We start from the raw sequence: 7,879 nt of genomic DNA on the forward strand, positions 1-7,879 counted from the left end.
GGGGGAGGCGAAGTTGAGAATAGCGCCCCGGACCGGTTTCGGCGAGCAGTGGTTCAAACACCACTTGGCAGAACGTTTTTGGAGATCCCGTCGGGGTTCGCCTCACGGCGGCCTGGGACGCACTCGCAGGGGCGGCGGGCGGGGCGACACGCCCGAGCGCGTGCGGGGGTCCTTGGTGAATCCTCCGGCGAGCGGATTCACTGTGTGCGCATCAACACGACGCAGATGTCCGACCGAGAAGGGGTTTCCGCGATGCCGTCGAATGACCCTGTGGGCGAGTTCTTCCGGGATGTGCTCGGTCCTTCCGGTACCTCGTCGGCCGCCGGCGGACGCAGGCGGCCCGAACAGTCGGGGGAGCAAGAGGCAGCGCGGTTCACCCCGTGGGTGCTCGTCGTCCTGGCCGTCACCATCGCCGTGTGGTGGGCGCCGACCCTGCCGGAGTCCGCTCAGATCACCGAGCTGTGGCCGCGCTCGCCGCTCTGGGCGCAGTGGCTCATCGACATTCGGCCCAGGCTCGTCGTCGCCGTTGCCCTCTTCGGTGCCGGGGACCTAATTCGGTTCCTGCGGTACCGGCAGCGGCGGATCCTGTCCGCGGTGGTGCGGCAGACCACCGGACACAGCCCCGTGCGGATCAGGCTCAGTGTGCGTACCGGGTGGCACAGCACCGCGTGGGCGGCAATCCGCCTGCCGCAGGGAGCGGTCGTCGATGCGAACCGGCAGGAGCGTCTGAATTCGGCAGTCAATGCGTTGATCGTCGGATCGCCGCTGTGGCACCGCCTGCGCGCCGCGTTACCGGCCCTCGCCCCCACCCGCCCCCTGCGATTTCTGCCGCCGAATACGCAGGCGCAGATCCACAGCGTCCCGGCGGGCGAACCGGGACCCGACAGCCTTGCACCCTCGATGCCGAAGGCGGAGCAATGAGCCGATACCTCGGACCCACAGTGGCCGACTGGAAGTACGTCACCGCCTTCCGGGCCGACAGGAGCACCATCACGATCACCCGCCAACCGGTGCTCCCCGACACCCGCAGCGCACGTCACCGCATGCTCGCCGAGCTGTTCTCCGACGGCAAGGCCCTGCAGGACGTGACCGTGTCGGTCGACTCCTACGCCTACGACGGAACCGAAGCCTCCTACCGCATCTACTACAAGCCCACGCTGGCCACCGGCATGGAAGCCAACCGGCACAAGCTCTCCGAGGCTCTGCTCGCCGCCCTCGGCACGCACGAATCAGGGCAGCTGTGGCGAGTGGACTGGGCCCCGGAGAAGCCCATCATCACCCTCTCGCTCCGAAAGCCGCTCGCGACAATGGTGATGCATTCGCTGAAAATCCCGGCCGCCGACCTTCCTGTTCCACAACTCGACGAACGTGGAATCGCGCGACGCCAGCAGATGCCCTGGCCAGGAAGCGACCCCAGCGTGCCCGGGCAACGCCTGCATGTCCCGTACGCGTCCTGCGAAACCGATGCCGGCGTCGTCGACGCCTACTGGAACATCTCCGACGATTCATCGGCACCTCACATGCTGGTCGTCGGACCGACCGGCGGAGGAAAGACGGTTCTGCTGACCACCGTGATCACCGAACTCACACTCCGCGGAGTCCCGGTGATCGGTGTCGACCCCAAACGCATCGAACTGCACCAATTCCTCGGCTACCCCGGGGTCCCCGCGATCGTGTTCGAACCCTTGCGGGCCGCAGAGTTCATCTACGCGCTGTGGCGCGAAATGCACGCACGCACAAAGTACATGCAGACCCAGCGTCTGAAGGCGCGCAACATGCCGCTACTGGTGGCGGTGCTCGACGAGTTCTTCATCCTCTCCGCGGCCTGGACACAGCTGGCCAAGTCCGGCACCGATGAGGAGAAGGAAGTCATCAAACGCTGTAACCCACTCGGGCGAATCGGCGAACTCGTCGCCCTGGCCCGCTCGGCAGGTATCCGCCTCGCCGTGGGAGTCCAGCGCCCCGATGCGCACCTGTTCGGGCGGGATTCCGGCAGTGTCCGCGACAACTTCCAGACCCGAGCAGCGCTTGCACGGTTGAGCAGTGACGGCGCCTACATGATGTGGGGTGAGACCACTGTCGGCCGCGACATCGACGCCAAGATCCGCGGCCGCGCCACAGTCAGTGACCCCTCCGGCGACCCCGCCCTCGCACAGGTGTGGTTCACCCCCACCATCGACGACCACCCCGCCGCCCGCAGCGACCTGTCCGCCGAGGAAGCACACGCTGTCGACAGCCTGCGCCCGACAAGGGATACCCCGGTGTACTGCTTCTCGGCCGAGCTGGTGCAGTTCATCGCCGACGAACAGCACCTGATCACCACGATGGCCGATGACGTCCGCGAGCCCGTCGCAGTCTCCGGGTCGTCGGTGACATCCCTGATCGACCACATCGCAGATGCGATCCCGGCTGGTGCCCTCGAGGAAGGCATGAACATCGTCCTCGGCCTCGACGACGAACCGGACGGCACCGGCACCGTCCTGACCGTCGAGACCATCCGCAAGGTCGCCCGCGACAGCGACGGCACGGTCACCGAGGAGGGACTGGTGCGGGTGGAGGTGTCGGTGGAATCCACCGGCCGCCGGCCCGAGGTCCTGATCCTCGAATACAGCGGACTCGACACCGTCTTCCTCGCCGCGGTCGACCTCGCTTCCGCCGCCTGACCCCTGATGTTCCGACTCTATCGCTCCCACCACCGAAACACGAGAGAGAGGCCACCGATGGCAGTCCGGCAGATCGAACGCGCAGTAATCCTCGAACCCGAGGACATCGAGGCCATGCACCGCCCATTCGTCAACAAGGGCAACTCCGACCCCGTCGTTCGCGCGTACCGAGAAGCGCTGCGAGCCTCCACACCCGGATGGCTGGCCGCCCTGGACACCGAAAGCAAGACCGTATCCCGCAGCCGTCTCGACGAGCTCCTCACCGCGATCGGTCATCGACGCGACCTGGTGGGCGCCCTACCCGACGGCGAGGTCAAGACCGAGGCACTCGATCAGCTCACCAGCCTCGACGAGCTGATCACCGAAATGCTCGCCCAGCTCGACGGCACCACCTCCGGCGCCGGGAATCTGTGATGTCCGCCCCGCAGATGACCGTCGCCATCGACGACGGAGGACGCCACGCTACGGCGTATGTGCCGTCGCAGGCCGCGACGCTCGACCTGCGAGGCGACACCGAGCAAGACCTGATGACCGCCGTGTTCGCCCAGGCCCACGCCGAAGCACGAAACAGCGGCCAGACAATCACCGTCGCGGTCAGCGGCGGCACCGACACCGCACCGATGCGGCTCGAGGTCGACCCCGACCAGACCATCCGCCCCGCCCAGGAGCAGGCGCCAGCACAGGAACCCGCCACCCGGGAACGGCCCCAGCGCCGCCCGGCCGGCGGCACTCCCGTCGTACGGATCCAGGACGAGGGCAATGAGCCCACGGTTCCCGTGCGGCTGCCAGCGACCGAGCCGACACCCGCACGAGCAGCCGTATTCGCCGAGCGCGCAGACGGATACGACCGCACACCACCCGCCCGACCGCGGCGGTCAGTGGCGGGGCTGGCCGCCCCCGAGATCGCTCCCGGGGCCGGTGAGCCTGCCCGCCTGGGAGTGCGCGGCTGGCTCAACGCCATGCTCGGGTTGAGTCTCGCCCCGAAAGCACAGTCGCCGGAGATGCGGCTGCGGGCCGCCGAGTCGATGATCACCCGGGCGCTGCCCGATTTCTCGGTGATCACTTTCGCCAACCCGAAAGGAGGGGTCGGTAAGACACCGCTCGCCGTGGCTCTCACTCAGACCTTGGCCGTCCTACGCGGCGCCAGCACCGTGGTGTGCGCGGATTTCGGCGAGGTCGGCGGCAGTCTCGCCAAGCGGGTCGCCGTCCGTCCCTCGCCAGGCAACGACATCCCCGCCTTGCTGGCAGCACATCCCGACCCTGATGTCGCCATCCGACCCTCGGTGCTCTCGCAGCACCTGACCCGTCAACCGTCGGGTGAGGACATCATCGCGGGACGCCGCGGCGACGCGACGTCCGTTCTGAACGAAGACCATGCGGCGCATCTGGCCGCGATCGTGGCCCAGCACCGCGAAATCCTCGTCGCCGACACCGGCAACAACCCCCTCGCGGGAACCTGGCAGTGGGCAGTGAGGACAGCGGACGCCGTCGTCGTCCCCGTTCCCTTGCGCTGGGACGCCGCCGACGCCGCAGAAGAAATGATCACCGAATTGGCGTCGACCGCCACCGACGTTCTCCAACGCACGATCGTTGTCATCACCGCCGGCCCCGGGGACGCCCCGATGGTCGAACAGGACACCGTCGAGGCCCTCCGGGACCTGGGAGTACCGCTCGTGGCGCGCATGCCGTTCGAGCCGCTGTTCGCCTCCGGAGAACGCCTTGCACTCTCCCGGCTCCAACCCCACACCCGAGCCGCGCTGACCCGACTGGCCGAAGAGGTCATCACGACGATCACCGGCCCCTGACTCGGCCATCACCCACCGGCCGTACAGATCTCGCTCCGCCCTCCACTGCCACATCCACCTTCGCTTCGCATCTGGCCACCTCACGAAAGGCACACCATGAGCAACAACCGCGCCGCCCGCCGCACCCGAGGCCGGCACCACCCACAGAGCGCCACACAGGCAGCCACCACGCTGGCAGTCATCACCGCCGCCCTGGCCTCCGGCATCGCCCTGTCCCCCTCCGCGTTCGCCGACCCGATCCAGGGCGGTGTCAAGGGCGACAGCACCCAGGAAGGTGTCACCGGCGGCGACACCCCCAGCGCAACCACCGCCCCCACACCAGCACCCGAGCCCGCCCACGTGCCCGAGACCCCGGCGGAACCGGTGTACTGGGTCGAGCCGCCCGCCGAGTACCAGAACATCGAGTACCAGCCGCTCCCGAACTACGACTACGACACAGGCGTGTACGTCGAGCCGGAGAACTACTCGATCGAGCCGGTGCAGTTCGACCAGCTGCACCTGCCGACCCCGGTCGAGCCGACCGCCCCGTTCATCGCCCCGCGCGACACCCTGCGCATCGGCGAAATCCATCTCAAACAGCCGAACTGGATCAGCGACGGCGACCGGGACCGCACCAACAACACCCTCTCCGTGGTCCAGGCCGGGGTTTCGACGGGTTGGCGCTCGATCGGTGTGGAAACATCTCGGGCCGACCGGATCGCCGCCGCGCAGGTCGGTGCCGGAGCCGCCGGGGCAGCGCTCGGCGCAGTCACCGCCGGCGGGGCGGCAGCCACCACGGGCGCACTGGTCGGTGGCACCATCGGCGGCCTCGCCGCAATGACCGCAGGCAACGTCTTCCTTCCCGGACTCGGATGGGTACCCGCCGGGATCGTCGGCACCGCCGCGGGTGCCGGCCTCGGTGCCGCGGTGGGTCTCCCCGTCGCTGCGGCCGGAGCGGTCGTCGGCGGTGCGGTCGCCGTCGCGGCGGTGACCCCGATCGCTGCCGGCGACAAGGGCGAACCGAAGGAGATCTCGGTACCGGACATCGACTCCGAAGCAGTGACCGCCCAGACCGAGACCGTGCTCACCGACTGGGAGAACTCCGGCCCGGTAGGGCAAGCGGCCGCCGACGCCGTACAGGACACGGTCGAAGCTGCGCCCGCGATCGACCAGCAGGCCCGCGATTTCGTCGCAGCCCAGCCCGGCGGCGAGCAGATCATCGAGCAGGTCGACACCACCCTGAACTCGTTCTTCACCGACGCCACGCCCGGCCTGGCCGGAAACCTGTTGTCGGGCGCCATCGGCGGCGGCATTCCGACCGCGAACTGAAACCACGAAGGCGGGTGCACACCATGAAGAAGCCGACCCTCGGCCGATCGACGCCGCGACATCCCGCCGTGATCGACCTTCTCGGCAACACACCCACCGTCGACCACCCGCCGGGCGCCCGCACCATGGCGCCCGGCGGCCCGGCCACACCACCGCCCCCACCCCGGTCGCCTCTACCGCCGGCCAACGGCGGCCGCGGGCCGGGAAAGAAAACGGCCGCCGCCGTCGCGGCGGTCGCCATCGCCGTGGCCGGCGGGGTCGCCGTCAGCCACCTGCGCAGCGGAGACAGTGAAACCGCTACCGCGGCCACAACCAGCGCCACCGCAGCGGCTGACGAGAACGGGCCGCCCATCCTCAACCTGCCCGAACCCGAACAGGCCGAACAGACATCCGCGTCGGACGGGGACTGCCGGGCCGACCGCGGTGACCAGAAGAGCGGCGCGGGCGTGATCGCAGCGTTCAACCACGCGTACTACAGCCTGCGCAACGGCGAATCTGCCCGCGGCCTCGCCACCTCCACCTCATCGGTGCTGCCAAGTCCCGAGCTGCAGAAGGTCATCGACGCGGTCCCAATCGGCACCAACTACTGCATCCGCACCATCGAACTGTCCGACGGGGTTTACCTGGTCGACCTGTCCGTGATGCAGCCCGCCCAGCCGGTCAAACGAGGTACCCAGACCGTCACCACCCAGAAGATCGACGGGCGCTGGTACGTCGATGTCTTCACCTGAGTCCCTAGCTCCGAGGCGGAGTGCTAGCCAACGGACCCGACCGAACGAGGACGTATCCGTGCAGTGCACGCGCATCATCAGCACAGCCGCAATTGCGCCGTGGCGCAGGCGTTCCGCACACGATGTGCTCGGTGGCAGCGCTGACGATCGGCGGGCCACCGTGCGCCAGAACGTCGTCGCCCCGACTCCGACGCACCCGACCACGGACGCGGCCGTTGCTGGCAAATGGGCGAACAATGCCACCTGCGATAGCACGCATTGCCGCGTGGGGAGCGGCGCCCCGGCGGACAGTGCAACACCGCAACACCCTCCGCAACACCGCAACGACAATCCGCAATGCCACACAGGAACCCCACCGGCAGCAACCAGCGGGGCTCGTCGAGTGAAACCCCGTGGAAGGAGACCCCCGAGCATGACCGACCTCAATATCCGAGCAGCACGAATCCAACTCCACGCCCTGATAGCAGCCCTCATCGTTGCGATCGCCATTGCGATCGGCATCACCACAGGCGCCTTTGTACTGTCCTTCGCCGTGCAACGTGACCTGGCGTTGCAGGCGGGCATCCCGCAATACCTCACCTGGATCTTCCCGGCCATCGTCGACGGCGCAATCCTCGGCGCAACGATCGCGGTCGTTGCATTGAGCAAAATCGGCGGCAGCGCAACGGGAAAGCGGTTCTTCCTCGGGCTCGCCGTAGTCGTGGTCTTCATCAGCGTCTTCGGCAACGCCTACCACGCACACCGCTCCGGCCAAGCCGCCGCAAGCAACATTGCAGCCGGCATCGACCTCGGTTACGCCCCGCTGTCGCCGACCGGCGCCTCGTTCATTGCAATCATTCCGCCGCTGCTGGTGTTGGCCTTCACCCACGGTGTCGGCATCCTCATCAAGGCCATCGGCACCGCCCACACCGAGTACACCGCGGTCGTGCGCGACGCCCGACACCGTGAACAGCAGCGGTCCGACGCGGACACCGCGACCGACTACCGAATGCCGGCCCCAGGGCCGACGTCGTCGGTCGACCGCAACGCCGGACGCATTGCGCCGTCGGTCGACCCGACCGTTGCACCCATCGTCTTCGCTGCGTCGGCACCCGATTCATCCGCTCTCGACGACCGTACGGAGACCACCGCTCCGGAACCGGAGGGTCGTCCTGCCGTTGCGGACGCCCCACAACCGACCACTGCGAATCCTGGCGAGCTCACCGATGCTAGCGTGAGTTTCCTAGGTAGCCGAGTTTTCGTGTCGCGTCGTGCGTGTTGAGCTGGGCAAACGCGACCGGAGAGTGTATTACCTATATATGGCTTCGATCGTGGGGAAACGGCAGGGAGGGAAGACGTACTACTACCTGGTCGAGTCCGCCCGGGTCGAGGG

6 protein-coding genes and 1 pseudogene are annotated in these 7,879 nt (G+C 68.0%); all 7 read left to right on the top strand.

What is annotated here, in order from left to right; all coding sequences use genetic code 11:
- Positions 1-252: 252 nt before the first annotated feature.
- Complete coding sequence (locus ACFWAY_RS45375; protein ID WP_378515185.1) at positions 253-921, top strand: hypothetical protein; 669 nt, start codon at positions 253-255, stop codon at positions 919-921.
- Complete coding sequence (locus tag ACFWAY_RS45380; RefSeq protein WP_378515186.1) at positions 918-2,663, top strand: FtsK/SpoIIIE domain-containing protein; 1,746 nt, start codon at positions 918-920, stop codon at positions 2,661-2,663. The genes ACFWAY_RS45375 and ACFWAY_RS45380 overlap by 4 nt, the downstream gene beginning before the upstream one ends.
- Before the next feature lie 57 nt (positions 2,664-2,720).
- Positions 2,721-3,077: a hypothetical protein gene (locus ACFWAY_RS45385; RefSeq protein WP_280781057.1), complete on the top strand. Its 357-nt coding sequence runs from the start codon at positions 2,721-2,723 to the stop codon at positions 3,075-3,077.
- Complete coding sequence (locus ACFWAY_RS45390) at positions 3,077-4,468, top strand: ParA family protein (protein WP_378515188.1); 1,392 nt, start codon at positions 3,077-3,079, stop codon at positions 4,466-4,468. The genes ACFWAY_RS45385 and ACFWAY_RS45390 overlap by 1 nt, the downstream gene beginning before the upstream one ends.
- Positions 4,469-4,564: 96 nt before the next feature.
- Positions 4,565-5,776, top strand: a complete 1,212-nt coding sequence (locus ACFWAY_RS45395; RefSeq protein WP_378515189.1) for an insoluble domain protein — start codon at positions 4,565-4,567, stop codon at positions 5,774-5,776.
- Between the two features lie 23 nt (positions 5,777-5,799).
- Positions 5,800-6,507, top strand: coding sequence for a hypothetical protein (locus tag ACFWAY_RS45400; protein ID WP_378515190.1), 708 nt, complete (start codon positions 5,800-5,802; stop codon positions 6,505-6,507).
- 412 nt (positions 6,508-6,919) lie between these two features.
- A pseudogene (locus tag ACFWAY_RS45405) lies at positions 6,920-7,720 on the top strand (DUF2637 domain-containing protein); the annotation flags it as partial.
- Positions 7,721-7,879 lie beyond the last annotated feature (159 nt).

This window comes from Rhodococcus sp. NPDC059968, assembly GCF_042738615.1.
Classification (GTDB): Bacteria; Actinomycetota; Actinomycetes; order Mycobacteriales; family Mycobacteriaceae; genus Rhodococcus_F.

Excerpts from the sequence above, each read along its gene's own strand:
- ACFWAY_RS45385 (WP_280781057.1), top strand. The coding sequence starts at position 2,721 with ATGGCAGTCCGGCAGATCGAACGCGCAGTAATCCTCGAACCCGAGGAC.
- ACFWAY_RS45390 (WP_378515188.1), top strand. The coding sequence starts at position 3,077 with ATGTCCGCCCCGCAGATGACCGTCGCCATCGACGACGGAGGACGCCAC.
- ACFWAY_RS45375 (WP_378515185.1), top strand. The coding sequence starts at position 253 with ATGCCGTCGAATGACCCTGTGGGCGAGTTCTTCCGGGATGTGCTCGGT.
- ACFWAY_RS45395 (WP_378515189.1), top strand. The coding sequence starts at position 4,565 with ATGAGCAACAACCGCGCCGCCCGCCGCACCCGAGGCCGGCACCACCCA.
- ACFWAY_RS45400 (WP_378515190.1), top strand. The coding sequence starts at position 5,800 with ATGAAGAAGCCGACCCTCGGCCGATCGACGCCGCGACATCCCGCCGTG.
- ACFWAY_RS45380 (WP_378515186.1), top strand. The coding sequence starts at position 918 with ATGAGCCGATACCTCGGACCCACAGTGGCCGACTGGAAGTACGTCACC.